The organism is Actinokineospora auranticolor (genome assembly GCF_041897805.1).
Taxonomy (GTDB): Bacteria; Actinomycetota; Actinomycetes; order Mycobacteriales; family Pseudonocardiaceae; genus Actinokineospora; species Actinokineospora auranticolor.
In genome coordinates this window covers 3,303,316-3,329,974 of sequence record NZ_CP154825.1, presented here as the reverse complement: position 1 = coordinate 3,329,974, position 26,659 = coordinate 3,303,316, and the positions used below count along the sequence as shown (strand labels likewise).

At 70.7% G+C, this 26,659-nt stretch carries 22 protein-coding genes and 3 pseudogenes; 6 read left to right on the top strand and 19 right to left on the bottom strand.

What is annotated here, in order from left to right; all coding sequences use genetic code 11:
- Nucleotides 1-59 precede the first annotated feature (59 nt).
- The 4 genes from V5P93_RS15175 to V5P93_RS15160 are packed head-to-tail and all read right to left on the bottom strand — an operon-like array spanning nucleotide 60 to nucleotide 5,279.
- A complete protein-coding gene (locus V5P93_RS15175) occupies nucleotides 60-422 on the bottom strand; it encodes a hypothetical protein (RefSeq protein WP_104476161.1) in 363 nt (120 codons plus the stop codon).
- Complete coding sequence (locus V5P93_RS15170) at nucleotides 419-1,426, bottom strand: hypothetical protein (RefSeq protein WP_104476160.1); 1,008 nt, start codon at nucleotides 1,424-1,426, stop codon at nucleotides 419-421. The genes V5P93_RS15175 and V5P93_RS15170 overlap by 4 nt, the downstream gene beginning before the upstream one ends.
- Entirely contained in the window at nucleotides 1,423-3,780 is a 2,358-nt protein-coding gene (locus tag V5P93_RS15165) for a hypothetical protein (protein WP_104476158.1), read from the bottom strand. The genes V5P93_RS15170 and V5P93_RS15165 overlap by 4 nt, the downstream gene beginning before the upstream one ends.
- Nucleotides 3,777-5,279 (bottom strand): bacterial transcriptional activator domain-containing protein, encoded by a 1,503-nt coding sequence (locus V5P93_RS15160; protein ID WP_104476156.1) that lies wholly within the window; start codon nucleotides 5,277-5,279, stop codon nucleotides 3,777-3,779. The genes V5P93_RS15165 and V5P93_RS15160 overlap by 4 nt, the downstream gene beginning before the upstream one ends.
- A 72-nt stretch (nucleotides 5,280-5,351) precedes the next feature.
- Between V5P93_RS15160 and V5P93_RS15155 the strand changes: the two genes are divergently transcribed.
- Nucleotides 5,352-5,549: a DUF397 domain-containing protein gene (locus tag V5P93_RS15155; protein WP_104476155.1), complete on the top strand. Its 198-nt coding sequence runs from the start codon at nucleotides 5,352-5,354 to the stop codon at nucleotides 5,547-5,549.
- On the opposite strand, the gene V5P93_RS15150 is transcribed toward V5P93_RS15155, so the two are convergent.
- Nucleotides 5,546-6,361 (bottom strand): helix-turn-helix transcriptional regulator, encoded by an 816-nt coding sequence (locus tag V5P93_RS15150; protein WP_219823875.1) that lies wholly within the window; start codon nucleotides 6,359-6,361, stop codon nucleotides 5,546-5,548. The two genes, V5P93_RS15155 and V5P93_RS15150, sit on opposite strands and share 4 nt — an antisense overlap.
- Before the next feature lie 309 nt (nucleotides 6,362-6,670).
- Here V5P93_RS15150 and V5P93_RS15145 point away from each other — a divergent pair, with 309 nt between their 5' ends.
- Nucleotides 6,671-7,156: a MauE/DoxX family redox-associated membrane protein gene (locus V5P93_RS15145; protein ID WP_146107888.1), complete on the top strand. Its 486-nt coding sequence runs from the start codon at nucleotides 6,671-6,673 to the stop codon at nucleotides 7,154-7,156.
- Here the strand turns inward: V5P93_RS15145 and V5P93_RS15140 are convergent.
- Entirely contained in the window at nucleotides 7,153-10,869 is a 3,717-nt protein-coding gene (locus tag V5P93_RS15140) for a WD40 repeat domain-containing protein (RefSeq protein ID WP_104476151.1), read from the bottom strand. The two genes, V5P93_RS15145 and V5P93_RS15140, sit on opposite strands and share 4 nt — an antisense overlap.
- A 185-nt stretch (nucleotides 10,870-11,054) precedes the next feature.
- Complete coding sequence (locus tag V5P93_RS15135) at nucleotides 11,055-12,026, bottom strand: winged helix-turn-helix domain-containing protein (RefSeq protein WP_104476149.1); 972 nt, start codon at nucleotides 12,024-12,026, stop codon at nucleotides 11,055-11,057.
- 313 nt (nucleotides 12,027-12,339) lie between these two features.
- On the opposite strand from V5P93_RS15135, the gene V5P93_RS15130 reads away from it, so the two are divergent.
- Complete coding sequence (locus V5P93_RS15130; RefSeq protein ID WP_104476147.1) at nucleotides 12,340-12,759, top strand: phosphotransferase; 420 nt, start codon at nucleotides 12,340-12,342, stop codon at nucleotides 12,757-12,759.
- Between the two features lie 73 nt (nucleotides 12,760-12,832).
- Here the strand turns inward: V5P93_RS15130 and V5P93_RS15125 are convergent, their stop codons facing one another.
- Complete coding sequence (locus V5P93_RS15125; RefSeq protein ID WP_104476145.1) at nucleotides 12,833-13,405, bottom strand: TetR/AcrR family transcriptional regulator; 573 nt, start codon at nucleotides 13,403-13,405, stop codon at nucleotides 12,833-12,835.
- 60 nt (nucleotides 13,406-13,465) lie between these two features.
- On the opposite strand from V5P93_RS15125, the pseudogene V5P93_RS15120 reads away from it, so the two are divergent.
- Nucleotides 13,466-14,587 (top strand): annotated as a pseudogene (locus V5P93_RS15120) (MFS transporter); the annotation flags it as partial.
- Here the strand turns inward: V5P93_RS15120 and V5P93_RS15115 are convergent.
- The 9 genes and pseudogenes from V5P93_RS15115 to V5P93_RS15075 form a co-directional block, all read right to left on the bottom strand.
- Nucleotides 14,585-15,270: pseudogene (locus V5P93_RS15115) on the bottom strand (amino acid permease C-terminal domain-containing protein); the annotation flags it as partial. The pseudogenes V5P93_RS15120 and V5P93_RS15115 sit on opposite strands and share 3 nt — an antisense overlap.
- 259 nt (nucleotides 15,271-15,529) lie before the next feature.
- Entirely contained in the window at nucleotides 15,530-15,901 is a 372-nt protein-coding gene (locus V5P93_RS15110) for a hypothetical protein (RefSeq protein WP_146107887.1), read from the bottom strand.
- A 102-nt stretch (nucleotides 15,902-16,003) separates the two neighbouring features.
- Nucleotides 16,004-16,345 carry a hypothetical protein gene (locus V5P93_RS15105; RefSeq protein ID WP_104476139.1) on the bottom strand — a complete coding sequence of 114 codons (342 nt, stop codon included), beginning with the start codon at nucleotides 16,343-16,345 and terminating at the stop codon, nucleotides 16,004-16,006.
- Nucleotides 16,346-16,878: 533 nt separating this feature from the next.
- Complete coding sequence (locus V5P93_RS15100; RefSeq protein ID WP_245931005.1) at nucleotides 16,879-17,070, bottom strand: DUF4926 domain-containing protein; 192 nt, start codon at nucleotides 17,068-17,070, stop codon at nucleotides 16,879-16,881.
- A gap of 5 nt (nucleotides 17,071-17,075) precedes the next feature.
- Entirely contained in the window at nucleotides 17,076-17,657 is a 582-nt protein-coding gene (locus V5P93_RS15095; RefSeq protein ID WP_146107886.1) for a DUF6883 domain-containing protein, read from the bottom strand.
- A 124-nt stretch (nucleotides 17,658-17,781) separates the two neighbouring features.
- A complete protein-coding gene (locus V5P93_RS15090; RefSeq protein WP_245930942.1) occupies nucleotides 17,782-18,030 on the bottom strand; it encodes a hypothetical protein in 249 nt (82 codons plus the stop codon).
- 294 nt (nucleotides 18,031-18,324) lie between these two features.
- Nucleotides 18,325-18,756: pseudogene (locus V5P93_RS15085) on the bottom strand (amino acid permease); the annotation flags it as partial.
- A 66-nt stretch (nucleotides 18,757-18,822) separates the two neighbouring features.
- Entirely contained in the window at nucleotides 18,823-21,174 is a 2,352-nt protein-coding gene (locus V5P93_RS15080; protein ID WP_181043264.1) for an ABC transporter permease, read from the bottom strand.
- A 45-nt stretch (nucleotides 21,175-21,219) separates the two neighbouring features.
- Nucleotides 21,220-21,963 (bottom strand): ABC transporter ATP-binding protein, encoded by a 744-nt coding sequence (locus V5P93_RS15075; protein WP_104476133.1) that lies wholly within the window; start codon nucleotides 21,961-21,963, stop codon nucleotides 21,220-21,222.
- Nucleotides 21,964-22,306: 343 nt separating this feature from the next.
- Here V5P93_RS15075 and V5P93_RS15070 point away from each other — a divergent pair, with 343 nt between their 5' ends.
- Together V5P93_RS15070 and V5P93_RS15065 are read left to right on the top strand one after the other, a co-directional pair.
- Nucleotides 22,307-23,443, top strand: a complete 1,137-nt coding sequence (locus tag V5P93_RS15070) for a sensor histidine kinase (protein ID WP_181043263.1) — start codon at nucleotides 22,307-22,309, stop codon at nucleotides 23,441-23,443.
- 32 nt (nucleotides 23,444-23,475) lie between these two features.
- Nucleotides 23,476-24,105 (top strand): response regulator, encoded by a 630-nt coding sequence (locus V5P93_RS15065; protein WP_245931003.1) that lies wholly within the window; start codon nucleotides 23,476-23,478, stop codon nucleotides 24,103-24,105.
- A gap of 700 nt (nucleotides 24,106-24,805) precedes the next feature.
- On the opposite strand, the gene V5P93_RS15060 is transcribed toward V5P93_RS15065, so the two are convergent.
- A complete protein-coding gene (locus V5P93_RS15060) occupies nucleotides 24,806-25,456 on the bottom strand; it encodes a response regulator transcription factor (protein ID WP_104476128.1) in 651 nt (216 codons plus the stop codon).
- Nucleotides 25,453-26,592, bottom strand: a complete 1,140-nt coding sequence (locus V5P93_RS15055) for a sensor histidine kinase (protein ID WP_181043262.1) — start codon at nucleotides 26,590-26,592, stop codon at nucleotides 25,453-25,455. Before V5P93_RS15055 ends, V5P93_RS15060 begins: the two co-directional genes overlap by 4 nt.
- Nucleotides 26,593-26,659 lie beyond the last annotated feature (67 nt).

Sequence of the window (26,659 nt, the reverse complement as noted above, 5' to 3'; positions counted from 1 at the left end):
GTGCGGGCAAGTGAACAGGGCGGGCCCGCGACTCGCCTTGCCCTCCACTGTGTCCGGTGTCAGATCAGGAACACCACCACGGAAACGACCTCCGCCGCGAGCGCCAACCCCGGAGCGGGGATGGCGCGAACCAGGTTTTCGACGCCGCGCAGGAGTGCCGCGGTCAATCGGTCGAGCACCGCGACGATCCACGCGACAGCGTCACTGTAGGCATAGGCGATGCGCGGAGGATGACGGTCGGGTTGGTTGATCGTCGAGCTGAGCGCGTATTCGGGGAACGTCAACAAGGCGCAGGCGATCAGCAACCCGCCGCACACGAACCGGTTCGTCAGGCGCAACGCCCCGAGCAGGGCGGGTTTGACGACGACGCAGGTGCCGGTGGTCAGCAGGAAGGTGGTGAGCAGCGCGGGACCATCGCTCACCGCACACCGGTTCGCTTGTCACCGAAGGACGCGGTGCCGAAGGACACGGACCTGGCCTCGTCGGTCCCCGTGAGCACCTTGTGGCTCGACTCGGCTAGCCACTTCAGCACGGACTGCAACTGCTCCTCCACCTGCCACCGTTCCAAGGCGTCGGACTCGAGCATCTTGGTGACGAAGTCGAACAACGCCGCCCGGCTGCTGTCCCGTTCGTCGGCGAGCTTCTCGACGACCGCGCCGATGTCTTCAGGCCGCATGGCGAGCTGGAGCGCGAACTGCTGGAAGTCACCCGCCGCGATGATCTCGCGGAACTGCTCCACCCGGCGCTGGACGGCGGCGTGCTCCAGCGAGGAGGCGTCCGGCGCGAAGCGGATGAACACCTCCACCCGCACCCCGTACTCGCCTCCCAACGGGCCGCTGCCCAACTCCTGCGTGGCGGCGTCCTCGGCGCGGTGTGCCTCGGCGATGTCGAACCCCCGGGTCACGGCCCGCAGCCGGGCGAGCAGCGCGGGCGCCACCATCTCGCGCAGGCGACGCACCCCGCTCGTGACGAGGAGCACCGGATCCACCACCTGGCAACGCAGATCGATGACCGCGCGGAAGGCGAACCGATCACCCCGGCTGGGGAGTTCGGCTTCGATGTGGGTCATGTGGGTCCCGGTGTCGACCTCGTACACCCGGCGCGCGCGCCGCCACAGCAGCTCCCCCTTCGTGGGTTGGCGTTCCGGCGGGAACAGCAGGTTCTCACCCGCGCGCGTCACGAACACCCGCGCCAAGCGCGCATCGATCGGTAGCCGCACGGCCAGAAGGTCCCGTTGGCTCAACGGCTGCTCCCGGACCACGGGCGTGAAGTCGTTGCCCGGTAAGCGAACCCCGTCGGCCGCGCTGGGCCGCGGGGATCGCGCCTTGCCGCGAGGGCGGTCCGTCCCCGGTCCGGACTCCCGCGGACGTGGTTCGCGCACCGGGGCGTCGTCATCGCGGTCGGTGTCGACCAAGCGGCGTGTCATGAGGCTTCCTGCTCCGTTCGGGTAGCGGTGATGGCTTGTTCGAGGGCGGTGGCGGTGACGTCGTCGAGCGGGTCGCACCAGTCGTGGCGCAGCCTGCTGATCACGTGCAGCAGCCGCCGGGTGTCGCTGTGGTCCCGCACGAGGTGCGGCAGGAAGTCGACGATCGGCACCAGGCACGCCGCGTCGTGCTCAACCGCGCGCAACCAGGTGCGCAGCAGGCTCGTCGCCACCACGTCACCGCGGCGTCCCCGCAACGCCCAGATGAGCAGTTCGACGATCAGGCCGGTGAGCGCGCCGTCCCGCGCACTCAGGACCAGCAACAGCGGCCACTGCGCGCGCCGGTTGCCGATGGTGTGATCGGTGCGGCCTGCCGAGCGGTCCAGGTAGGTGAGGTCGAATCCCCGGAGTCGCACCAGTTCGAGCACCGCCCGCAGCGCCAACTCGCGCAGGCTCTGCCGGTCGCCACCGCTCCACTCGGCCAGCTTGGCCAGCACCGGCTTGACCGCGCCGAACGCGAGCAGGTTCGCGAGGCTTCCCGCCGCGACCTCGACGAGCGCGGAGTCCTGCCAATCCTCCAGCACCGGGCGCAGTTCGGACGGCGTCCCCAACACCCGCAGCTCCTCGAGCGCACGGGAGATGTCCTGCTTCCCCAAGTCATAGCGGAGCGCCATGGCGGCGGTGTACCGGAGTGGCTCGGGACCCTGGCGGCGCCAGGAACGCAACCGCTCGTAGACGACGTCGGCTATCCGGGGGGACCGGGCGGCGTGATCGAGCGCGACCGCCGCGAACTGCCGTTCCCGCTCGTGTCCCCGACCTTCGGCCAACGCGCAAGGCAAGATCGTCTTCTCGAAGACCTTGACGAACGACAACGAGCAGAACAGCCCGGTCGCCTGCGCTGCCCGTACCCACACCATGGGGCGGCCGTCGGTTCCGAGGTCCTTGAGCCAAAGGAGTACGACATCATGCATGTTGTGGTGGTGCCGCCAGAGCCTGGCGAGCAACGTGATCGGGAACCGGTCGTCGGTGAACCGCGCGAAGCCCTCCCGGATGACCGCGACCCCGTAGGTCAGGCCGCCCTCGTACATGCGCCCACGGGAGGCGGGCAGCGTGATGGCGTGGTTGTCGACGACCAGCGCTCCCTTCTCCTTCTTGCCGGTCTCACCCGTCCGTTCCAACAGCAGCTTCGCGAGCCGGTTGCCCGCGTCCATCACCAGTTCGTACGGAGAGGAGTCGAACACCGCGAGCGCGATCCGGAAGGCGGTCATCCGCAGCAACTCCGCGCTGCGCGGTGACGAGGAGTCGGACAGGCAGGAGAACCACTCCGCCACCTGCTCCTGCAGCAGCTGCGCGGCCTTGGTCTCCACCTCCGGCAGGTCGATCTCGCCCCGGTGCCACTGGGCGACCAGCTTGGCCATCCGCGCGGTCTCCCAGGGCAGCGGCGCCGGACCTATGGCATCGCGCAGTCTCCGCTCGACGAACACCCGGTCCAGCAGCGGGTCGACGACATCCGGGCCCTCGGCCAACTCCGCGATCAAGTGGCTCCGCAGCAGGGAAGTCGTCTCCGGCGGTGGGCACACGATCGCGTAGCCACCCAGTACCTCGGAGACGTCGTCGGTGTCGTCCGGTGCATCGCGCGGCACCGAGGGATCGAACGCGGACACCTCCAAGTCGGCAGGAGCCGTCATGGCCTGATCCAGGTCACTATCGCCGCAGATCACCACCAGGTAAGCCGTCTGTTCGATGGCGATGTCGTGAACGCGGTCGAGTTCGAGTTCGGTCAAATCGGCCACAGCAGCGCGGGGGATCTCGGTGATGTACCCATCACCCGCTGTGAAGCTCTGCTCCGTCAAGGCGGACAGGCCCTTGCCGCTGTCGAAGCGGGAGACTTTCCCCGAGACCACCTCGTCCAGCAGGCGCAGCGCCGTGGTGGCGCGGCCGGTGTCCGGGCGCCCGTACAACACCAGGACGTTGCGCTCGCGCAACGTGGCCAGCATGCGCGAATACCCGCGAACCGGTGTGTAGCGAGCGCGTACCCAGTCCAGGACCTCTTTGCGCACCGAACCGGTACGGAAAGCGCGGCCACCGGAGGCGAAGGTGTAGTAGGTGTTGCGGTCGCCGATGTGCATGTCCTCCACGACCGAGTCGCGGATGAACGCCATGGGTCCGTCGGCGGTCAGCTTCCGCCCGCGCTCGTACGCCTCGCTGAACTGCTGTCTCTCCGGCTCATCCCTGGCCGCCGACGCCTGCTCGCCTTCCCTGCCCGCGCCGCCACCGTCTCCCTCTGGAGCGGCAGCGCTCGCCGCCTGCTGGTCGGCTGCGGGTGCCCCACCCTCGGTGGCGCCGTCGGAACTCATCGGGGGCCTCCCCCGGGCAGGTTGATGACGTTGCCGTAGTGGTTGTTGTTGACGACGTCCCCGATGCTCTGGTTGTCGATTCGGGAGTTGCCGCTGAGGATGATCGTGGGTGCGATGGTCATGGGTCCTCGCGCCTGGTCCGGGCGTGGCGGCACACGCTGGTCAGGCCCCGGCGGGATCGAGTAGCCCGGAACGCGGATCCAGCCACCGGTCCCGTCTTCGGCTGGTCGGTAAGCGCCGGTGTCGTAGCGGTTGACCATGCGGTAGAGCTCCTCGGCAACGGTGACGACGAGCGACTTCGACGCCGCGTTCCACAGCACGCGCAACGCCGTTTCCGATTCGGCCAGGGCGATGGCGCGGCGGCGGTCGGTGAACGCGGCACCCACGCGCACCCGGTGCGCCAACCGGCCGGAGAGCCGGTCGAGACCCACGCCCACGGCGTCCAGCGCTTCCGTTTCGGACGGCACCACGCACAGCAGCGCCCCGTCTGCGACGTCCACATCGATCCGCCGCCCGGCGAACGCCTCGGCGACCGGTTCGCGCAGCGCCTCCGGATCGCCTGCCTCCGGCATGAAGGCCAAGACGAGTTCACGGTTCGCGGACGTGGAGCCAGGCGCCTCGTCGGCGATCGGGCGCAGGCTCGGGTGATCAGTCAAGATCTTCTGCTGCATATCGAGGACCTCCCGGCTCGGCGGAGACGCGGTCACTTCGTCTCGGATTTCCCGGTGGGCGTGGTAGACGATGTTCGCTTCGTCTTGCCGACCGGTCAGGTACAGCGCACGCATCGCGAGGCAGGTGACCTCGGGCTTCTCCGGCGACTCGCGCGCCAGGCGCCGTACGAGGGCGAGGTGCTCCTCGGACTTGCCCAGCTCGATCGCGGTCCGCGCGAAGCGCAGTTCGGCGGCGAACCGTTCCTGCCTCATGGCTTGCCGCTGGGTCTCGACACGCAAGCCGGTGAGACCGCCCAGCGGTGCGCCTGCGGTGAGGTCCAACGCCTCCACCAGCAGCGGCCAAGCGCCGCGTACTCCTTCAGGGGAGGCCGAGCCGAATGATCGGGCGCTCCTGACCAACCGGGTGAAGCGGCGCTGGTCGACGCTGTCGTCCGGAACCAGCAGGTGGCACATGCCGCCCGAAGTGTCCAACTTCGCTCCGCGGCAGGCTTTTCCGAGATGCGTGCGCAGGTTCGAGTTGAACTTCGACAACTCGCCCGCGGAGCTGGCCGGGGGCGAATCGTCCCATACGCGATCGACGACCCCACCTCTCGGGATCCGACCCTCGAGGAGCAAAGCCGCCAACAGCCGGCGCTCCAACTGCCGCTCGGGGCCGACCCGAACGCCGTCGCGGAAGATCCCTACCTCGTCCCAGAGCCGGAAAATCGGTTCCGACTCCTTGGCGCCGGTCGAACCATGAGTCATTTCCAGCGGTCCTCCTTTCGGTTCCGGATCCGTCCCCACCTGGACACCCACCACCATGCCCACCTGACGGCGTTCCGCACCCATCAACCCACCCAGTCCCCCAATCCATGGTTGTCACCAACGGCGATAACAGGTCGCCGAAACGAAGGAGAAGCCATGGACAACAACGCATACGAGTGGCGCAAGAGCACGTTCAGCGAAAGCTTCGGCGAATGCGTCGAGGTCGCCATGGCGGACAACGGGGTCGTGGTGCGCGATTCCAAGAACCCGGCGGGACCGGTTCTGTGGTTCACCAGGATGGAGTGGGTGGCGTTCTTGTACGGGGTGCTGGCGGGCGAGTTCGGCCTGAGCTAGTCCGCGGACGGCGCCGGGACTGCCTGGCCGACGCGAGTCGCCAGGTAGTCCCGCGCCCGGTCACCGAACAAGGCCATGCGGCACAGCAACGACCAGCGTTCGCGGTAGGCCACGACGTCGGCGTCGTCCTCCAGGACCAGCGGGCCGTGCACCATTTCCACCGTCACGAAACCACCTTCTTCGTCGTCATAGATGACAAATGAGTGTGAATAGGTTGTCACCGCCTCCTGGTCATGCGGGATGACACCGAGTGACACGTTGTCCAGCGTGCTGATGGAGGCGAGACGATGCCATTGGGCGCGCAGGTCTTCCTGCCTGCCCGGGCGCCAGCGCAGTGCTGCTTCCGTGATGAGGAAATCAAACCGCTTGCCGCCTCGGTAGATCGCCAACTGCCTGTCCATCCGCGCCGCGATCGCCGCGGCCAGCGCTTCGTCGTCGTAGTGGGCCGACGGCAACGAGAACACCCGGCGCGCGTAGTCCGCCGTCTGCAGCAGACCCGGCACGACGGACGGCTGGTACGTCGCCACCCGCGTCGCGGCGACTTCGCGCTGCCGGATCTCATCCTGCAGGTGCGCTCGGCCCGCGAGCGCGGTGTGCCACGACCGACCCTCCCGGAAAGCGCGGTCGACCAACTCGACCAGCCCGCGCACTCCCTCGGGAGTCACCCCCACCGCCGTGCCCCAAGCCTCGACCTCCGGCACCGTGGGCAGGCTCACCGCCGACTCGATCCGGGACACCTTCGACTGGCTGATGCCGATCCGCTTGCCGAGTTCACGACCGGAGAGCCCGGACCGCGACCGCAGGCGTTTCAACTCCTCCGCTACCAGATGGCGCGCTGACCCGCGTTCGAGCGCTGAGATGTGCCGCCCCCTAACGCGTAGAACCCGGTGATTCACAGTGATTCACGAGTACCCAGACTGAACCAGGAGCGTGATCGCGTGTCAACCGACCGAGACTGGTCTGATCGAGTGAAGTCGTTTCCACGGCGCGGTTTCCGCGCATCCACGGGCGAGTCGGCCGCCCTGGCGAGCACCGAGGTCGACCGGGACGGAGCCTTGCTATCTTCGGCCAATGCGGGGAACTGGCGCGGGTACGCCGAAGCGGGGCAGCACCTCGGTCGGATGCCCGCAGTGATCATCGTGGCGGGGTTCGCGCTGGCGGGCTGCCTCCTGCTGGTACTGGCCGTCGCGCGGCGGGTGTTGTGGGGACCCCCGCTCCGGTCGGCGTTGGCGGCACACGACGTCGCGCCCCGTTGGGCGCGGGGGGCTGCCGCGGCGGCGTTGATCGAGGTCGCGCAGGTGGTACTCGGCGTCGCCGGTGCCGCGGCGGTGTTCGGCGCCCCGATCCCCGGGGCGCTGACCGCCGTCGGGCTGCTCTACGTCGTGTTCGCCGGATACCTCACAGTCCTGTTGAACACCAAGGGTTCCGTCGTCTGCGGCTGCCTCGGCAGAGGGGAACGGGTCGGCGCGCCCGCGATCGCGCGCGCGGGGATCTTCGCCGCGATGAGCTTCGCCGCGCGGTCCACACCGGACTCGACGATCGTCGCGCTGATCGGTGTGGTGATCGCCTGCGGTGCCGTGTTCGCCGTCAACCTGCTCTCCGGCTAGCACGGGTCCAGGAAGTCCACCCCCGGCCCGACGGAACGGTTCCACGACTCCTGGGTCAGCACCCCCTTGGTATTGGGGCAGATCCGGTCGAACGCGTGACCCACGTCCCTGTCCCACAACCGCACCGTCTGGTCCGCGCCGGACGCGAGCCACCGGCCGTCCGGGCTGAGCGCGACCGCGGCGACGCTGAGCACGTTGCCCCCGAGTGGTAGGCCGTAGGGCGACGGGTCGTCCGCGTTCCACAGGCGGACGGTCATGTCGGTGCTCCCCGAGGCCAGGAAGCGGCCGTCCGGGCTGAAGGCGATGGAGTTGACCTGTCCGGTGTGGTTGGTCTGCGGGGCTCCCCGCGGACGGGGGTGCGCGGGATCGGTGAAGTCCCAGAAGCGGATCGAGCGGTCCTTGCCGCTCGACGCCAGGGTGCGGCCGTCCGGGCTGAACGCGACGTCGGTGACCTCGTCCGTGTGTCCCACCACCGGTCCCCCGAGCGCTGCCGGGCGCGCCGGGTCGGCGACGTCCCACACCCGGATCGTCGAGTCCTTGGCGCCCGCGACGAGCAGGCGGCCGTCCGGGCTGAAGGCCACCGCGTTGACGTAGTTGCGCTGCACGTCGATCGGCGACCCGAGCGCGACCGCGTGGGCCGGGTCGGCGACGTCCCACAGCTGGATGTGCTCACGCCCCGACGCCAGGACCCGGCCGTTCGGGCTGAACGCCAGCGCGCACACCCGGGAGCCGTGGCCCAGCAGCGGCCCGAGCGCCTTCGGCCGGGTCGGCTCGGACACGTCCCACAGCCGCACCGACTCGTCGCCGCCGGAGGTGGCCAGCAGGGTGCCGCCGAAGGCGATCCCGCAGACCTCCTCGGTGTGCCCCTTGAGTTCCACGGCCGGACGGCCGCGGTCGGCCACGTCCCACAACCGGACGACCGGCCCCACGGTCCCCGTCGCCAGCCACCGCCCGTCGGGGCTGAACGCCATGGCGCTCATCGAGTTCGAGACCCCGTTGGTGGCCCCGGTGACCCACGGTGACGGCATGTCCCACACCCGCACCCCGTCGACGCCCCCGCTCACCACGGTCCGGGAGTCGCGGGCGAACGCCACCGAGTCGACCCACGTGTTCGCGTGCCCCGGCGCGTACGCCAGCGGCGTGACGGCCGACGGCACGGCCACGCTCCAGAGGCGCACCACCGCGTCCGCGCCACCCGTCACGAGCGCGCGCCCGTCCGGGCTGATGGCCATCGACACCACGCCGCGGAAGTGCCCGGGCAGCGGCTGCCCCAACGGCTTGCCGCGCGCCGGGTCGGTGAGGTCCCACAACCGCACCACCTGGCTGTCCCCGCCGCTGACCAGGTAGCGGTCGTTCGGGCCGAACGCCAACGCGTAGACCGTCTCCGCGCCGCCCAGCGGTGTCCCCAGCGGCGTCGGGTTCCGCGGGTCCGCCAGGTCCCACAACCGGATCTGACCCTGCACGGCCGCCGCGAGCAGCCGCCCGCCGGAGCCGAACGCGACCGCGTTCACGTCCCCCGACTCCTCCGCGACCGGGTCGACCAGCAGCACGGGCAGTTCCGGGTTGCTGACGTCCCACAACCGCACCAGCGCGGCGCGCTCGGTGCCCTGGGGGTGCACGGCCGCGGTGACCAGCATCCGCCCGTCCGGGCTGAACCGCATGGTGGTGATCCGCTCCACGGTGGCCGGGGTGACCCGCCCGAACTCCTGCGGGGCGGCGGGTCCCGGGGCGCCCAGCGCGCGCGGGCGGGTCGGGTCCGAGACGTCGTAGAACCGGATCGCGTAGCTGGTGCCGTACTTGCCACCGATGGCCAGGACCTTGCCGTCCGGGCGGAACGCGAGCGTGGTGCGGCCGAACTCCAGGCCGCGCAGGGGGGAGCCGACCGGACGCGGTTTGTGGGGGTCGGAAAGGTCCCAGAGGCGCACGCTGTCGTCGTCGGTGGCGGCGGCCATCAGCCCGGTACCGGGGTGCACGGCGACCGCGCCGGTGAACTTCACCTCCGGCGCCAGCGGCGCCGACAGGGGGAAGTAGCCCGCCGCGTTGATCAGCCGGGTCTCGGTGTCCGGTCCGGGTTTCATCCGGTGGGCCACCAGGTCGAGCCGCGCGGCCAGTGCCGTGTCGACCTTCTCGGCGTCGCCCACCGCGGTCACGACCTGCCCGTACCGCAGCAGGTCCCGCTGCTCCTCGGCCTCGGCCGCCTTGTCGTAGGCGGTGACCGCGCCGATGGACGCGACGACCGCCAGCACCGCCAGCAGCGCCATGACGGTGGTCCGGACGCGGGTGGTGCGCCGCCGGGAGCGCCTGGACGCGAGGAGGAAATCCCGTGCCAGGGGGCTCAGCTCGTCCGGCTCGGCCGTCGCGGCCCAGGTGACGGCGTTGTCCAGCAGGCTGCCGCGGTGCAGCATGGCCGAGTCGCGGTCGTGCTCGACCCACGCCGTCGCCGCCTCCTCGACGCCTTGGCGGGTGAGCCGGGCCGCGCGGTCACCGTCGATCCACCGGCGCAGGCAGGGCCAGTGCCGCAGCAGCGCCTCGTGGGTGATCTCCAGGGTCTCCTGGTGGTGGGTCAGCAGCCGGGCCTGGGTGAACGCGTCGACGACCTGGGCCACCGCGGCCGGGTCCGCGAGGGCGGCCAGTTCCGTGTGCGGGACCCGTCGACGGGTCTCCTCGCGGTCGCCGATGCGCACGAGTCGCAGCAACAGCGACCGCGTCAACCGCTGTTCCGCCTCGGTGAGGCTCTCGTAGACCTCGTCGGCGGTCCGGGCGATGGCGTGCTGGATGCCGCCGGTGATCTCGTAGGACCGCACGGTCAGGCGGGTGCCGTACCGGTGCTGCCAGCTGGCCCGCAGGGCGTGGCCCAGCAGCGGCAGCCGACCGGCCTCGTAGCGGTCGTCGGTCGCGCCGAGGTCGCGCAGCAGCACCTCGACGACGCCCTCGTCGACGATCATCCCCACCGACCGGGCCGGGAAGAGGATGGCGGCGCGCAGTTCGTCCACGGACATGGGACCGACGACCAGCGGCGCGTCCTGCAGCGCCGCGCGCAACGCCGGGTGGTCGGCGCAGTCGGCGTAGAAGTCGGCCCGGATCCCCAGCACCACCAGGCCGATCGGCGGCTGGGACAGTTCGGCGAGCAGGTCGGTGTACGCGCGGCGCTCGTCCTCGTCGGCGCAGAGGGTGAACAGCTCCTCGAACTGGTCGACGACCACCACGACCCGGTCGCCGTCGGGCACCACCTCGCGCAGCGCGGCAACGCACTCGGACGGGTCGGTGACGGTGGCACCGGTCATCTGGGCCAGCGCGGCGGTGAGCGTGGCCAGCGGGGTGGCGGTGGGGGTGCAGACCAGCGTCCGCCAGTGGTCCGAGCCCGCCAGCGCGCCCCGAGCCAGCCGCGCCACCAGCCCGGCGCGCAGCAGCGAGGACTTCCCCGCGCCGGACGGCGCGACCACGACCTGCGGGCCACCGTCGGCGCACCGCCGGTCGAGGCGGCGCACCAGGTCGGCGACCAGCCGGTCGCGGCCGAAGAACCACTCGGCCTGCTCCGGCCCGAACGGCGCCAGCCCCGGGTAGGGGCAGTCGCGGGTGATGGCGCCGGGGAGGACGCGGCGCAGCTCGTGCACGCCGTCGGTGAAGTGCAGGTGCTGGTCGCCGCCGACGGTGGTGAGGCTGCCCGCCAGGATCGCCTGCCCCACCACCGTGCCGCTCAGCTCGTTGCGCACTCCAGCGCCGTCCCCGGCCCGGTCAGTCGGTCCAGCCCGGCCCGCCTGATCGGTCCCGTCCCCGCTCGATCCATCCCCGTCCACCACGCGCGCGCCCCCGCCCGATCGCCTGTGCTTCCAGGGTAGGCAGTCACGACCCGAGAGACCGCCGCCCCTTCAGGGGAACGAACAACGACCCTTTCGGGTCACGTGGCACCGACGGTCAGCAAAGTCATCCCGAACGGCGTCGGTCGGTGCCGGGCGGTACCGCCCGCCCGGTCCGTGGTGATCAGGCCCGAGTTGCGCAGCACCGTCGCGTGCTGGCTCGCGCCCGCCAGCGAGATGCCGACCTCCTTGGCCAGTTCGGTCGTGGTCAGCTCGGGTCTGCCGCAGATGGCCTCCAGCACGGCCGCGCGGGTGCGGCCCAGCAGCGCCGTCGTCGACCGCGCGCCGCCGACGCCGGTCGACCAGCTCGGGTTGCGCTCGACCGGGTACACCAGCACGGGTTGGCGCGCCGGGTCGAGCAGGGTGATCGGCGCCTGCCAGCAGAACATCGACGGCACGAGCAGCAACCCGCGCCCGCCGAGGTGCAGTTCCTGCTCCACCGGGTAGGCCACCTCCAGCACCGGCGAGCGCCACCGCACCGACGGGTGCAGGGTCGCCAGCAGGCGTTCGACGCCGCCGCGCAGCACGTCCTCGCCGCGGCGCAGCCGGTCGGCCCGCACCTGGCTGGAGATCGCGGACCAGTGCGGTTCCAGCGCGACGGTGTGGTACCGGCGCAGCGCGGCGCCCAGTTCCTTGAGCGTGTCCACGTCGCCGCGGGCCAGCGACGACGCCCACGGGGGCAGCCGCTGCTCGCAGGCCAGCAGCGTCAGGTCGGTGCAGAGCGCCGACTTCGGCGTGGTCAGCAGCGCGTCGACGGCCGCGGCCAACTCGGTCGCGCCCGTGCACGGGGTGAGGAAGTCCGGCGAGTACCCGCGCGGCGGGGTCAACGCCATCAGCATCCGCACCGACTGGTCCAGCCTGCCCCGCACCCGCGAGCGCCAGGCCCCGAACACCACCTCGCCCATCGTGCCCTGCAGCACGTGCAGGCTCAGCAGCGTTTCCCACAGCAGATCCGGCGCGTCCGCGACCCGCACCCTGGCCAGGTCGTCGGAGTCGAAGTGTATTCGCAGCATCGGTTTCGTTCCCCCCAGTTCCCGCGTCGGCACGCGGTCGGCATGGAGAGAACGCGCCAGACCCCGGCGTACCGTGGGTATGGCTGAAACCGCCTGGTAGATCGGGTGCGGGAGACGGAATGCGGCAAGCCCCGACGGCGAACGGTGTTCCTCCGACCACCGCGGCGGCGATAACCCGCGCGACAGCGGGTGATCAGGCCCGCGATACTCGCGGGCGTGGCGGAGGTCGAGGTCGTCGTGGCCCAGCGCGAGCGCGCGACCCTGCGCGTCGGCGACGTGTTCCTGAAGGCGTCGCGGCCCGAGCCTCGACGAGATCGCGGCCCACCTCGACGAGGGGTGCGCGTGGCTCGTCGCGAACGACGTGCTCCCCGCCGACCTGGTCGCGCGCAACCGCCGAATCGCCGACGCCGCGCTGCGCCCGTGGACGCCGGTGTTCACCCACGGCGACCTCCAGCTCGCCCACGTGTTCGTCGACGGCGACGAGGTCACCGGCGTGCTCGACTGGTCCGAGGCGCGCCAAGGCGATCCGCTGTTCGACCTGGCCTCCTTGACCTCGGGGCACCGGGAACACCTCGATGACGTCATCGAGGGCTACGGCACCGACGTCGACCTGGACGTGATCAGCGGGTGGCGGTCCGCGCGCTGCCAGCTCGGCGTCCGCTGGCTGCTCGAGCACGGCTTCGACCCGGCCGCGCCGGGCTGCGAGGTCGACGTGCTGAGATCCCAGGTGTGACAACGCACGGATTAGTCCTGTGTGGACTCACGCCGAAGCCGCTCCGCCCGTCCACCACCAACCGCCGCGACGGTCAGCTCACGGGTGCGCGCAGGGCGGCGAGCGCGTCTTCGAACAGCACGTAGAGCTGTTCGCGGTGGGCGGGGAGCCCGCCGATGCGGATGCGGAGCATGAAGCCGTCGAGAACGATGGTGGCGAAGTCGGCGAGGGCGGCGGCGGGGATGTCGGTGCGGAACCGGCCTTCGCGGACCCCGGCGGCGATGCCCTCATCGATGGCGGCCGCCAGCTCCGCGCCCCGCGTCTCCCACTTCTCCCGGAACTCGGGGTCCGACCAGACGCGGCGGCCGAGTTCGAGGTAGCTGCCGGAGAGTTCCTGGCCGACTTCGGCGAAGGTCTCCACCACCGCGCGCAGGCCGCCCGACAACCACAGCCGGGCGATCCGGGCGGTGTCCTGCTCCGCCAAGGCCACGAACAGGTCCAGCTTGCTCGGGAAGTAGTTGAAGATCGCCCCGCTCGACAGGCCGATCTCGGACTCCAGCACGCGCACGGTGGTGCCCTCGTACCCGTGGCGGGCGAAGCAGCGGCGGGCGCCGTCGAGGACCTGGACGCGCCGGGCCTCGGCGTACTCGGGGGTCGTGCGGGGCATGCGAACAGCCTATCCGAGCGATCAGCTATCTAAAACGAGCGCTCGTGTTATTTTGGCTCGGTGTCGACCCCCGGATTGCGCCCCCTGCTCACCGCCGAGGTCGTGGCCACCACCGGCGCCGAGCTGGCGCTGGTGGCGCTGCCGTGGCTGGTGCTGACCTCGACCGGCTCCCCCGCGCGGATGAGCTGGGTGCTGGCTGCCCAGGTCCTGCCGATCGCCCTGCTCGGCGTGGTCAGCGGCGGGTGGGCGGCCCGGGTCGGCCCGCGCCGCTGGATGATCGGCGCCGACCTGAGCCGCGCCGGGCTCGTCACCGCGATCGCCACCCTGCACTCGCTGGACCTGCTCGCCTTCCCCGTCCTGCTGGCCCTCGTCTTCGCGATCGGCGTCGGCACGGCGCCCTACCTGGCCGCGCAGCAGACGATCGTCGCCGACCTGATCGGCACCGACGAGATCGCCCTGGGCCGCGCCACCTCCCTGCTCCAGGGCGCCGTCCGCACCGCGCTGCTGGCCGGTCCCCCGCTGGCGGCGGCGCTGATCACCCTGTTCGGCACCCCGTCCGTGCTCTACCTGGCCGCCGCGGCCCACCTGACCACCGCCGCGATCCTCTGGCGCCGCGTCCCCGCCCCGGTGCCGCGCCCGACGGCACCCACCAAACCCGCCGACGGCTGGCGCTGCCTGCGCGCGGATCGGCTGCTGCTCTGCTGGACCGCGGCCACCGTGCTCACCGAAATGGCCTGGCAGACCCTGTTCGTCGGCATCCCCGTCCTCGCCGCGACCCGCTTCGGCGGCGACGTCACCGTGGTGGGCGCGGCGCTGAGCGCCTTCGGCGGCGGCGCGCTGGTCGGCAGCCTGGCCGCCACCCGCGCCGTCCGCCGCTACCCGCTGATCCCGCTGACGACCACGGGCAAACTGGCGCAGGCCCTCCTCTTCGGCGTACTCCTCATCGACCTGACACCCACCCTGCTCATCGCGTGCCTCGGCGTGGCGGGCGTGTTCAACGGCCTCACCAACGGCCCGGCGGGAGCCGTGCAACTCACCCGCGTCCCACCCGGCCTCCGCACGCACACCCTGTCCCTGATCTCCGCGATCATCCTGGTCGGCGGCATGCTCGGCCTCGTCGCGGGCGGCGTCGCGTACGCGGCGCTCGGCGACCGCACGACGATCGTCGGCATGGTCGCGCTACAACTGCTCGGCGGTGCCCTGTTCGTCCTCGGCAGCCGATCGGGCCGGCGCGGAGTGCCGCCTGCCGTAGGCGACGAAGTACACCACCAGCCCGATCGCGAACCAGACGACGAACCGCAGCCAGGTCTCGACCTGGAGGAACGTGATCAGCCACCGCGAGAACACCACACCCACGATCGGCACCACCGGCATCCCCGGGGTCCGGGAGGTGCGCGGCAGGTCGGGCCGCTTGTACCGCAACACGACCACCGCCACGCACACCACGACGAACGCCAGCAGGATGCCGATGTCGGTCAGCTCGGCCGCCTCCCCGATCGGCAGGAACCCGACGATCACCGCCGCCGCGCCACCCAGCAACAAGGTGATCCGCAGCCGTGCTCATCGCGTCGTAGCCGAACGCCGCGAAGAACACCGTGGCGGCATCGGTGAACACGCCGGACACCCCGAACGGGAAGAACGGGTCGTAGTTGCCCGCGTCGATGTGGAAGACACCGACCACGATCACCAACAGCACCACCGCGACCTTGAGGTAGACCAGAACCGTCTCGAACCGCGCGGCGTTCTTCATGCCCTGGTTGAGCACGAACGCGATCAGCAGGCACAGCAGCGCGGCGAACAGGTTCACCACGTAGCTGCCCGGCGCCCTCATCGGCGCCCTCGGTACCGGGCGCCCCGAGCATCCACGGTGCACACCGAGCAGGTCCAACAATTCGGTGATGACCATCCCAACACGGAGTGCCACACTCCGAGTCTGAAACTGACATGGGTTGTTGACAGTCTGGCGCGACATGATCCCGTCGCCCCGCTCTACACGCCCTTGACAGTCATCGACTATCTCCCACGTGGTGGCAGCCTCGCAGAACCGGCAGCCTTCGCTTCATCTCGCAGCCGGTTCGCGTGACCGGCGAGTCGAGAGACTGGATCCGTCCCGGGCGGCCGCGGTCAGCGCGACTCTTCCGACAGGGCAGCCAACGCCGCCGCCTTCACCCGGCGGAGGTACCCCGCCGGGTCGGCGTCATAGCTGTCGCAAGCCGTGCGCCAGGCCGCGAACGCCTGCTGGACATCCGTCCGCGTATGCGCGGGTAGCCCGCCACCACCGTGCCGGACGGTTGTACGGGCGTCGTCGACCCACACCAGGTCGAACCCGTGCAAGTGCTGCAAGCCCGAGTTGGTCATCGGATCCTCCACGCCTGAATCGCCCTCCACCCACGGCGCGGCCCACCGGTGGGCTTCGTCGCGGCTGATGGTGCCGTCCAGCACGCCCTGCCATACTTGCGCGACCGCGGACCGGGTCGCCTCCATGGGTGTGTTCATTCCCACGCCCTCTCGGTTCGGTGACGTTCAGCTCTACAGGCAGGAAAGCGGCCGAGTTCAAGCCGAGTCAGGTTGTGGTCGCGCCGTGCGTTCAAGATGTTCTCAATCAGCTCTGGGCAGTCGCGACAGCCAGGCCACATCGCCTATGTTCGGATCACGTCCTAGGTCACGCCACATCGCCATCGCGATGTCAATCGACGCCACGGGCTCGGGCCATGGCTCGAACAGTCCGGTTTTGCCACTGAGATCGCCCAGTACCACATTGCTGTCCAGTAAGGCGATCAGCATGGCGCGGGTGATCCCCTGGATCTGATCGTCATCGGCCGAAGGCAACACCGCGCGGAGGTTCTTGGGCAGCTTCCACAGCTCGACGTGATCGTCCTCGAGTTCTCGACTGATGTCCACGACCACGGACATCACCGCTATCAACTCCGACTCGATCATGGGTTGAACTTCACCTTCTCGATGGGCAGGCCCGCGATATTCACATCAATGGTAGCCGCGGAGTTCGGACTCCGTGACATGACCCAGCGGAGTTGAACGATTCCACCATCGTCCAGTTTGACTCAAATGAAATCGTCGTTCTGGGCCACCCCGGTACCGTTTCGGGCCAACTGCTGGAACATCGCCTCGGCTTCGGCCATGCCGCCCTTGACCTCACGGATCGACGCCATGCTCCCGGCCTGGCCGATCAGCTCGCCACCAGGTCGGTCGATGTCATCGACGGTCGAGGCCGCCCACCACGCGCCGCCATGGACTCGCCCTCGGCACCCTCGTCGACCTTGCCCGCGGCCTCATCAACCGCCCTGCGGCCTTGCCCGCGCCTTCAAGACCTTCCACCTCAGCAACTCACCCACATCCGGGCCGAAGGCGCCGATCGCGCCGGAGCCGCCCACCGTCGATGAACTTCTGACAGGCGGGCGGCTCTGACGAACCGGCGTGGCACGGACTACCAGGCGCTCGGCTTCATCGAGATGTCACCAAGGCTCAAGGTCCTCAGGCGCGAAGGCCCCCTGGTAGCGGGTACGTCCGTCCTCATCGGCGACTTCGATCTCGTATCCGAGACCCGGAGCTTCGTAGATTTGCACGACCACACCACGGGCGCCCGCGTCGAGGCCATGCTCTGGCGAGGACGTCTTGATGCGAACCACATCAAGCTGTCTGAACATGATGATCACTTCACAAACAAGGTATTCGAGGTCGTCGGACCTCCGTTGGCGGGCACCATCCATCCAGTGACCACCCTACCGTTGCCCTTCGGACCGACCACAGGAATCTCTACGGTGCACCGAGAGCCGTATTGATCCGCCTTACCTGCGACTGCGGGGTTCTCGAGCACTCCGCGCTTCAACTGGTTCATGAGGTCGTCGGCGTTCGAGAGGTTGAAGCCAAGGGCACTCTCGAACACTCTGGCCTTATTCCCACCGACCGGGTGATCGGGGTTGAGCGCATACTCAGTGAGTTTACGAGAGTCGATGGTCGCCGACTCCGCTCCCTTTACTCGATCGGAGTGCAGCTTGACCGCAGGAACATTATCGGCCTTGATCGTGTCCTCGGCGACCACTTCGCTGGCTTCGAGTACCTTCTTGCCGCCCTCGCCCAGCAGCTTGCCCACACCTGGGAGGAAGGCCGCTCCAGCCGCCGCACAACTGATGGCCCCGGGATCGTCGACACAGTCGGCGACGTCGAAGATCGGGGTGGTCCAGTCGAGGATCACCCTGGGGATGCCTGCCCACGAAGCGACGACGTCCTTCATGGTGGTGGGCGGGATCGGGGTCTCGAAGCAGCGGCGTTGGACTTAGCTTTTCTGGCGGAGGCGGGGCACTTCGAGCTGAGTTTCGTGCACTCCTGGAGCAGTTTGGCGACTTCCGCTTGCCACCTTACCTGATATTTTCGCAGCCTTCTGCCATCGGTTCTGCTGTTTGACCGCGAGCAACCTGGCCGCGTCCTGGGCGGTGAGCGGTATGTTGCCATTGGCCTCGTAGAGGATGTTGTCGGCGCCGTACTTGTCGGATGGGCAACCGCAATCGACGAAGAGAGGACGGGTCGGCGTAGGTGACCGGGTTGTTGTTGGCGTAGGTGTAGCCCTGCATCTGCTGCGGGTTCGACGTGTCGAGCACCGGGTCCACCGAGACGAACCGGCCGGTGGTCGAGTCGTACTCCCGGGCACCCAGGTGGGTGAGGTGAAGGAGTCGGTTGCGGTGGGCTGGCCGGTCTTCGTGGTGCTGACCTGGGTCAGGCTGTTCCGTCGCGGTTGCCCGGCGGCGGGCTAGGTGTAGGTGCGGGTGGTGTCGCCTCCCGTGGCGTGCAGGACCTCGGAGGTGCGGCTGCCGAGACAGCATCGTAGGAGTAGGAGTGCCAGTACGGTGCGGGCCCACGGAGCGTCATACTCCGAGTGGGGATGGATCCCGCGTTTGCGTGTTGGAGAAGTATCCGCTGATGCCGATGGCCACGACCGGCACGATCACGGTGTACTCCAACAGCAGGTCCCACCCGATGAACCAGCCGACGATCTCGCTGAGCACCGCGTAGCCGTAGGTGTAGGCCGACCCTGCCCGTGCCCGGGGGATCAGGCCCGCGAACTCGGCGTAGGAGAATGCGGCGGCGGCGCTGGCGATCCCCGCGATCAGGAACGACAGCACCACCGCGGGCCCGGCGGTCTTGTCGGCGACCGTGCCGGCCAGCGAGAACACCCCCACGCCGATGATGCCGCTCACCCTGATCGCGGTGAGTTGCTACAGCCCCAGCGACCTGGTCAGCCCGCCACCGGGCTCGCCCTCGATCCGGTCGATCGGCTTGCGCCGGAACACACCCGACCCGCTACCGAACGACCCGCCACAGAACCGGCCCGCCATCGTCGCCCCCGTCCACCGCGACCATGGTCGGGACCGCGGTAAGGCGCCCGGCGCGCGCCCGCTCGTTCACTCGGTGTCCGAGCGCAGGGCGTCCAGCACGGGTAACCGGCTCGCTCGCCAGGCTGGCCACGCTGCTGCGACCACGCCGATGATGGCGGTGAGCACTACGAACAACCCGAGCGTCGGCCAAGGGATCGCCAGCGCGACGCTGTCCTGTCCCCAGACGGCGGAGGAGCCGATCAGCACCCCGGCGGGCAACCCCACAACGGCGGCGAGGAGCGCGACCACGACGGACTCCCACCGGAACGCCGCGCGAACGTGGGCGCGGGTCATACCGATGGCGCGGAGCAACCCGACCTCCCTGGTTCGCTCCACTGTGGACATTGTCATGGTGGTGGCCACCGCCAGCGCGCCGATGAGCACGGCGGCGCCGAGCAGCGCGTAGAGGATCCCGAGGAACCGCCGGTACGGCTCGGCCGCGGCCTCGCGGTACTCGGTGCGGGTGTGCACCCGTACCGTCGGGTTGTCCAGCGCGGCCCGGATCCGGTCGCGGACGGCGTCGGCCTGGCCCGGATCGGCGCGGACGAGGATCGAGGCGGGCGGCTGTCCGTCGGGATCACTCGCGACCAACGCGTCGTGCCCGAACCCGGCGGGCAGGTCCACGATCGCGGCCACGGTGTACGTGGAAACCCGTGTACCAACAGCCCACTGGCGTCGCGTCGCGGTCTCGGTGGTGACGGCGATGGCGTGGTCGAGACTGCCTAACACCCCGGCGCGCACGGTGACGGGAACGAACTGGGGCAGGCTCACCGGGTCGACCACCGCGGCGTCGAGCGCCCGCCCACCCCCGAGGTCCAGGTGGGCGTTCCCGACCGGCGACACCAGCCGGACCCCGGGCACCGCCGCGACCCGGGCAGCCGTGTCGGGTGCCAGGGCAGCGAAGTCGACCGGGGTGATCCTGAGGTCGGCGGTGTCCCCGGTGTCGGCGGCCCGCTCCGCCTCGGCGGCGAGCGAGGCCAGCGGGACGGTGGCGGCGGCGCAGATGGCCAAGCCGACCATCAGCGCGTTGGCCGTGGCCGCGGTCCGTCGTGGGACCCGGCGGGCGTTCTCCACCGCCAGCGTCGCCCGTGGCCCGGCGAGCCGGGTCAGCGGACGCCGGATGAGCGCGGTGAGGCGCAGACCGAGCCACGGGGTGAGCGCGATGAGGCCGAGCATGAGCAGCGGCGCGCCAAGGTAGATCAGCTCCCAGGTCTGGGGCGTGGCACAGATCGCGGCAAGACCGGCGGCCGTGCTGATGGCGCCCACAACGGACCTGCGGTTGAGACTCCGCTGGTCGACCGGCAGCCCGGTGCGGAGTGCGGCGATCGGCGGGATGGCGGCGGCGCGACGCGCGGGCAGGTAGGCGGCCACGACCGTGACACCGAGCCCCACGCACAGGGCCACGAGAATCGGCGTCAGAGCCAGGGCTTGCAGCGGCGGTCCGTCGGAGAAGAGATTCCCCAGGAGCGCGGCTCCCCCGATGCCGACGACATAGCCGGGAACCGTGGCGATGACCCCGAGCACCGCGGCCTCGGCCAGCACCCGCCGCAAGACCGCGCGCCGGGACGCGCCGATCGCCCGGAGAAGGGCGTTCTCCCGTGCGCGCGCGGTGGAGAGCATGGTGAACGTGTTGGCGATGAGGAAGCACGCCACGAACAGCGCGATGGCGGCGAACCCGAGGAGGATCTCGGTGATCTTCTCCGCGTCGGCCTGCGCGGACGCGGCGAGTTCCGTCCCGGACACGGCACCGAACTCATCCGGCAACACCTCCTTGACCGCGGCCAGGAGCGCGCTTTCCGAGGTCCCCGCAGCGGCCACGAGGTCGACCTCGGTGTAGGCGTCCGGCGCCGCCGCGAAGTCCTTCCGCGCGGTCGCGGTGTCGAGGACGATGAGCGACCGCGACGCGGCGGTGGTCCCCGAGACCCGAACATCGCGGACAACCCCGTTGACCACGATCCGCACGCGGTCACCAACGGAGTACCCGGCCTTGTCATCGAGCACGACCTCGTTGGCGCCCTGGGGAGCCTGCCCGGCGTCGAGGGTGTGTCGGGACGGCAGGTAGTTGGTCGCCGCCGCCCGGTCGGTACCGCCCTCGCGGTCGACCAGGAACGCCCAACCCCGCGCGATCGGCCGCACACCAGCGACCCCGGGCACCTGCGCCAACCTGCGCACCAACGCCGAGTCGAGTGGAGTTTCGGTCCGATCGGGACCGACCTCGACGGACACGTCCGCCAGCGCCGCGTCCCGTTCGGCCATCGCGCGAACGGCCTCCCCGTACACCAGGGCGGACACGACGAACGCCACCCCGAGCACGATCCCGATGGCGGGCAACACATACCGCGCCTTGGCCGCCACCACGGCCCTTACCGCGTACCTCATCATCACTCCCCCGCCTGACAACGCGAACCCGGTGGACGGCACAGCTCAGCCATGAGCCGCCTCCGGGTCGAGGTCGCGCATGCGGTCGAGCACGCGGTCCGCGGTCGGCGCGGGCATCTCGTCGGCGAGCCTGCCGTCGGTGAGGAACAGGATGCGGTCGGTGTGGGCGGCGGCCATAGGGTCGTGGGTGACCATGAGGACCGCCTGGTTCCACTGGCGCGCGCAGCCGGCCAGCAGGCCCAGGACCGCGGCGCCGGAGCGGGTGTCGAGATTGCCCGTGGGTTCGTCGGCCACGATGATGTCCGGCCGTGTCGCCATGGCCCGGGCGCAGGCCACGCGCTGCTGCTGCCCGCCGGACAGCTCCGCGGGCCGGTGGTGCAGCCGGTCCGACAGCCCGACCGCGGCCACGATCCCCTCGACCCAGTCCCGGTCCGGTCGCACCCCGCCCATGGTCAGCGGCAGGGTGATGTTCTCCCAGGCGGTGAGTGTCGGCACCAGGTTGAACGACTGGAACACGAACCCGATCCGCTCCCGCCGCAGCCGGGTGAGCCGGTCGTCGTCGAGGGTGGACAGGTCCGTCCCGCCGACCCGCACGGCACCCGAGGTCGGGGTGTCCAACCCGGCCAGGCAGTGCAGCAGGGTCGACTTCCCCGACCCCGACGGCCCCATGACCGCCGTGAACTCCCCCTTCCGGAACGCGGCCGTCACCCCGTCCAGGGCCACGACGCGCGCCGATCCGCCGCCGTGCACCTTCCCGAGGTCGTGCACCTCGGCCACCACGTCACTCATCCGCTCCCCCGTGTCGTTTCGGTTGTGCCTGGCGAGCATCCACCGGCCCGCCGTCCCGCCACCTCCTCCACACCGCTGATCTTCGGAGGCCCGACTCAACCGAATGGCCGAGACGCGCACCCGGGACTCGATCCACCCGGCCGGGACAACCGTCCACTCGACCGATCGAATGAGGCGAGGCAGTCCACACCGGACACCGCCGACCGCCCCGCCACCTGCTGTTCTCCCCCGATCCCGGCGCGGCGGCCCGGCGCCGGGCCCGCTGAGGACGCCGCGGTCACTCGCCAAGGGTCAGCCGAAAGAAGGAGGTGGGGGCACCACTGGTCGCCGTAGCGTTGGCCGTGTGCGAGAGGTGTGGATCCGGATCACGATCGCGGTCGTCTTGGCCGCGGCGGGATTCGCGCTGATCATCGAAGGGCTGTCCGCGCCCACGGTCCCCATCGGGGTGGGGCTCGTGGTGTGCGGGGTGCTACCCGCACTGGCCCTGATGTCGGCAACCGCGCGCACGGGTCAGGTACTGACGGTGGTGGGCGCGTCGGGGACGTTCACCACCGTCTGCCTGTTCGTCTCCGCGCGGCCGGACAACACGTTCGGCACGATCGAGGCGGCCGCGCTGTACTGGCTGCTGGCGCGCGTCATCGTGCAGTGCGCGCCGCTGCGCGCGGCGGGGTTCGCGTTCGGGTTGGCCACGGTGATCGCCACCCTGCCCCTGCGGCTGGACCCCGCGGAGACCCACCACAAGGGCGTCCTGATCGGCATTCTCTGCGTCGGCATCTGGTTCATCGGCCTGCTCGGCCTGTACCTGCGGCTGCACGACCGGCGCCGCGCGGACGCCTACGAGCTCGCCCGCCAGGCCCAGCGCCTGGCTTACGCGCGCGACCTGCACGACTTCGTCGCCCACCACGTCACCGCGATCGTCGCCCAGACCAAGGCCGTCCGCTACGTCACCGCGGCGGGCGTGCCACCCGACCCGGAAGACCTGGACGCCATGCTCGCCGGTATCGAGCAGGCGGGCTCCCGCGCCCTGGCCTCCATGCGCACCATGGTCACGGTCATGCGTGGCAAGGCCCCGGAGCACCCCGTGACCACCTTGACCGAGGTCGTCGCCGCCGCCGTCGCGGGCTTCGCCGGGCCGACCCCGACCACCGCGCTCGACCCGGGGGTGGCCGATCTGATGCTCCCGCACCCGACGGTCAACGCCGCCCAGCACGTCGTGCTGGAGTCGTTGACCAACGTCCTGCGCCACGCCCCCACCGCGACCCGCGTCGAGATCGTGGCCCGCCCCGGACCGGAGAGCCGCTTCGAACTCAGCGTCACCAACGACGGCGGCCAGCCCGACGAGCCGCGGCCCCAGGACGGGCACGGCCTTGTCGGCCTCACCGAACGGGTGACCGCGGTGGGCGGCAGCCTTACCGCCGGGGCGACCACCGACGGCTGGCGGGTGCGGGCGGTCCTCCCGGCCATGGTGAGCGCGCCGTGACCATCCGCATCCTCATCGCCGACGACCAGGACATGGTCCGCTCCGCCTTTCGGATGATCCTCGCCGCGCAGCCCGACATGACCGTCGTCGCCGAGGTCGCCGACGGCCGCGCCGCCGTGGACGAGGCCCGCAGGCTGCGCCCGGACGTGTGCCTGCTCGACATCCGCATGCCCCACCTCGACGGTCTCGAGGCCACCCGGCTGCTGGCGGGCGCCGGGGTGCGGGCCCCGCTCAACGTCCTCATCGCCACCACCTTCGACCTCGACGAGTACGTCTACCGCGCGCTCCGCAACGGCGCCTGCGGCTTCCTGCTCAAGGACATGTCCCCCGCGCTGCTGGTCGAGGCCGTCCGCGCCGCCGCGGCCGGGACGACGCTGGTCTCCCCCGCCGTCACCGTGCGCCTGCTCGCTCACCTCGCCCCGAGCCGCACCACGGAGACCACCCCGGAGCCGGACCCCACCGAACCGCTGACCGAACGCGAACTGGACGTCGTCCGGCTCGTCGCCAAGGGCCACCAGAACGAGGAGATCGCCACGCGCCTGCACGTCACCCAGGCGACGGTGAAGACCCACCTGTCCAACGCCCAACGCAAACTGGGCACCCGCAACCGCGTCGAGGTCGCCGCCTGGGCCTGGCGAACCGGCGTCTGCGTCCCGACCTAGCCCGGGTAACCGTCACCCGCCGCTCCCGCAACCGCTTTCCCGGCTCGGGTTTCACGTTGTGGGCTCACGGTTCACGCGGCCTGCCCCTCGGACCCACGTCGATCGCCACGATGCCGCATCGACGCACGGAACCGACGGAGCAACGGCAGGAGCGGCGCACCAATCCGGGTGCAGTGGCGAAGATTCGTCGGCTCGAGGCGAAACCGCGGCTGGGCGGTGACCGCTAGTGCCGCGTCACGCGACCTTGATCGGGTAGTGGGTCCCGGTGCGGATGGGTGAGTCGGTGGCGAGGCCGGTCTTGGGTCTGGCTCGGGCGTTGCGTCGGCGTATGTAGGCCGCGATCGCGGCGTTCTGCTCGGGGTGGCTGTGGTGATCGGAGCCGTTGAGGGTGAGGTAGCCCCGTGGTCAGGTCGAGTGCGGCGAGCAGGTGCGTGACGCCGTGCCGTCGGTTGTAGGTGGCGCGCAATCGCCGCAGTGGTCCACTCGGTCGCCATGCCGTGCCCCTTGCGGGGCGCGAGGGTGAGCGGCCCGAACTCGTCGACACGGATCGCCCGGCCGTCGGCGGGCGGATGGTCGCGCAGTGTGGACGACGACCCGACCAACACCCCGGACGAACACCCACGACCACCACCCGCTCGACACGAGAGGACCAGCCCGGACCACCACACCGATCAACGGGTCAACCTTCCGAGATGCGGCACTAGGCGTCCAGGCCCGCGTCGTGGGCGAGGATCGCGGCCTGGACCCGGTTGGTCATGCCGAGTTTGGCCAGGGCGCGGCTGACGTGGGCCTTGACGGTCGCCTCGCTCATCGCCAGGTCGCGGCCGATCTCGGCGTTGGGCAGGCCCCGGGCGACCAGTCGGACCACGGCCCGCTCGCGGTCGGTCAGCACGGCGAGCCGGTGCCGGGCCTCGCGCGCGCGGGCCGGGTGCCGCTCGGCGAACGCCGCGATGAGCCGCTTGGTCACCGTCGGGGCGAGCATCGCCGAGCCCGCCGCCACCGTGCGCACGGCGGTGATCAGGTCGCGGGGAGGCACGTCCTTGAGCAGGAACCCGGACGCCCCGGCGCACAAGGCGTGGTGGACGTGGTCGTCGAGGTCGAAGGTGGTCAGCACGACGACCTTCACCGAGTTCCCCGCGCGACGCAGCTCGGTGAGCGCGGTGAGCCCGTCCACGCCGGGCATCCGGATGTCCATGAGCACGACGTCGGGGTGGTGCGCGGCGACGGCGTCCAGCGCCGCGCGGCCGTCGGCGGCCTCAGCCACGACGGTGATGTCGTCGGCCGAGGTGAGGATCATGCGCAGCCCCGCCCGCACCAGTTCCTCGTCGTCCACGAGCAGCAGTCGGATCACCGGGCGCGCACCGGGATCCGGGCGGACACCACGAACCCGTCCGGTCGCGGCCCCGCGGTGAACTCGCCCCCGAGGAGTTCGACCCGCTCGCGCAGGCCGACCAACCCGAGTCCGCTGCCGGGCAGCGGGTCCGCGGGTTCGCCCGCGCGGTTGCCCACCTCGATCTCCAACGCCGCCGCGGAGTACCGCAGCACGACCTCGGTCTCCGCCGAACCCGCGTGCTTGTGCACGTTCGTCAGCGCCTCCTGGACGACCCGGTAACCCGCGTGTTCCACCACCAACGGCAGGTCCCGCGGCTCTCCCTCGTCCCGCCGGGTCACCGGGACCCCCGCCGCCCGCGACCGCGCCACCAGTTCGTCCACATCGGACAGGGTCGCGGCCGGTCGGCGCTCCCCCGGTTCGTCGTCCGCGTTGAGCAGCCCGAGCACGTCCCGCAGCTGCGACAACGCCTCCCGGCCGGTGGAGCGGATCAGCCCGGCGGCGTCGGCGGTCTCCGGGTCCCGGGCGTTCACCTCCAGCGCGCCCGCGTGCAGGACCATCAGCGACACCCGGTGCGCGACCACATCGTGCAGGTCACGCGCGATCCGAGCCCGCTCGGCGCCCCTGACCCGCCGCACCTTCTCCGCGAACTCGGTGGCCTGACGGCGCACGGCCTCCAGCGCGGCCGCCACCGCCTGCCGCCGCGCCGACACCCACAACCCTACCGCGGCGGGCAACCACACGAACAGGGCGGCACTGCCGAACGACGTGACCAGCATCGACGGTGGCAGGTCCGATACCCCGACGCCGACGTATTCCGGCAGCACCGCCAGCGCCGTCCCAGCCACGGTCAGCGCGAACACGTGTCCCGGTCGCCGTGCGCCCACCGCGGCCGAATAGGACGCCACCACCAACGGCGGCCACAGCGAGCGCAGCGACCACGCCACCGCCGCCACCACGTACAACGGCCACCGCGGCCGCACCACGAACGCCACCAGGCACAACGCCGCCAGGACAGCGGAGGACACCAGCGGCGGCACAGTGCCGATCCCGGCCCACTCCCACATGTGGCGGCTGGGCGCGTCGCGGGGCAGGAAGCAGCCGAGCACGGCGACCGCCCCGAGCACGACCGGCTCGATCCCCCTCGACCTGGACACGGCGCCCAGGCTAGTGATCGGCGGACCGGCCGACATCCGTCCCCGGTAGGGCCCGGGCCGTCACTTT

Bases quoted from the DNA above. Each gene is read 5' to 3' on its own strand.
- V5P93_RS15105 (WP_104476139.1), bottom strand. From the start codon at position 16,345: ATGATCGAGTCGGAGTTGATAGCGGTGATGTCCGTGGTCGTGGACATC.
- V5P93_RS15135 (WP_104476149.1), bottom strand. From the start codon at position 12,026: ATGCTGCGAATACACTTCGACTCCGACGACCTGGCCAGGGTGCGGGTC.
- V5P93_RS15110 (WP_146107887.1), bottom strand. From the start codon at position 15,901: ATGAACACACCCATGGAGGCGACCCGGTCCGCGGTCGCGCAAGTATGG.
- V5P93_RS15165 (WP_104476158.1), bottom strand. From the start codon at position 3,780: ATGAGTTCCGACGGCGCCACCGAGGGTGGGGCACCCGCAGCCGACCAG.
- V5P93_RS15145 (WP_146107888.1), top strand. From the start codon at position 6,671: ATGCCCGCAGTGATCATCGTGGCGGGGTTCGCGCTGGCGGGCTGCCTC.
- V5P93_RS15125 (WP_104476145.1), bottom strand. From the start codon at position 13,405: ATGCCCCGCACGACCCCCGAGTACGCCGAGGCCCGGCGCGTCCAGGTC.
- V5P93_RS15170 (WP_104476160.1), bottom strand. From the start codon at position 1,426: ATGACACGCCGCTTGGTCGACACCGACCGCGATGACGACGCCCCGGTG.
- V5P93_RS15065 (WP_245931003.1), top strand. From the start codon at position 23,476: ATGGTCCGCTCCGCCTTTCGGATGATCCTCGCCGCGCAGCCCGACATG.
- V5P93_RS15095 (WP_146107886.1), bottom strand. From the start codon at position 17,657: ATGAAGGACGTCGTCGCTTCGTGGGCAGGCATCCCCAGGGTGATCCTC.
- V5P93_RS15155 (WP_104476155.1), top strand. From the start codon at position 5,352: ATGGACAACAACGCATACGAGTGGCGCAAGAGCACGTTCAGCGAAAGC.
- V5P93_RS15080 (WP_181043264.1), bottom strand. From the start codon at position 21,174: ATGAGGTACGCGGTAAGGGCCGTGGTGGCGGCCAAGGCGCGGTATGTG.
- V5P93_RS15075 (WP_104476133.1), bottom strand. From the start codon at position 21,963: ATGAGTGACGTGGTGGCCGAGGTGCACGACCTCGGGAAGGTGCACGGC.
- V5P93_RS15160 (WP_104476156.1), bottom strand. From the start codon at position 5,279: ATGGGTGCGGAACGCCGTCAGGTGGGCATGGTGGTGGGTGTCCAGGTG.
- V5P93_RS15100 (WP_245931005.1), bottom strand. From the start codon at position 17,070: ATGTTCAGACAGCTTGATGTGGTTCGCATCAAGACGTCCTCGCCAGAG.